Below are 893 nucleotides of genomic sequence, written 5' to 3'. Positions count from 1 at the left end.
TGAATAGATCTCTTGCGAAAGTCATTATTGAAAATTTATCCGGTTTACCAGTGCAGCGATTAAGTTAATGCGTAAACCGAATCTTTTCCGTCTATTTCGATAGCGTTCACTTAATATTCTAAATGTTTTCAATTGACTATTGATGTGTTCGATCACAACTCGTATTTTTCCAATCATTTTATTGTACTTTTTCTCAACATCAAATAAGGGTATATTCTTCTTTTTCTTTATTGGCATCAATAATTTAAAGCCATCTTGCTCTAATCCGTAGTACCCTAAATCAGTCATAACATATTCACAATGTTTGAATTTCTTAACCGTTTTTCTTGCCAGTTTAATGTCATGCTGACTGCCATTCGATATATCTAGCCCTATGATTTGTTTGCTCTTTGGATGATAGATCACTTGTGCTTTTAGCGTATGTTTCTTCTTTTTACCACTGTAGAACTTACTCTGATTTTTTTTTCGGGCGTTCTATTGAACATTCTGTCGCATCGATAATGACCCAGTTAAAGTGTTCGTCTGCTGTGGTAATGCTTCGTTTTGGCAGAGTAAAACATCTTGATTTCATCAATGCATCTTCAACCTTTTTAATGGTTCGATTCACATTACTTTCAGCGATATGGTAATTTGCCGCCAATTCCAGTTGAGTACTGTAGTTCCGTAAGTAATTGAGCGTTAATAACAACTGATCCTCTATAGCTAAAGTATGAGGACGACCTGATTTCTTTTTGAGTGATTCTGCTTTTTCTAAAACCTCTACCATTTCGGTAAAAACTGGTCGAGGTACGCCAACCAAGCGTTTAAATTCAGAATCTGAAAAACGGTTTAAGTTCTGATATCTCATGAAACTTAGATTGAGGTGGTTTTTACTTTCGCAAGAGGTCTAATGT

1 protein-coding gene is annotated in these 893 nt (G+C 35.3%); it reads right to left on the bottom strand.

From position 1 onward, the window contains the following. Nucleotides 1-24: 24 nt before the first annotated feature. Nucleotides 25-847 (bottom strand): IS5 family transposase gene (locus tag HLH16_RS06305; protein WP_131289969.1). Its coding sequence is split into 2 segments (ribosomal slippage): nt 25-465 and nt 467-847, totalling 822 coding nucleotides; the frame shifts between segments, so codons are not numbered across the junction. Between the last annotated feature and the right edge of the window lie 46 nt (nt 848-893).

It is taken from the genome of Acinetobacter sp. ANC 5378 (genome assembly GCF_013004315.1).
Lineage (GTDB): Bacteria > Pseudomonadota > Gammaproteobacteria > Pseudomonadales > Moraxellaceae > Acinetobacter.
The sequence above is the reverse complement of the archived record's forward strand: the minus strand, read 5'-3'. Positions and strand labels throughout refer to the sequence as shown.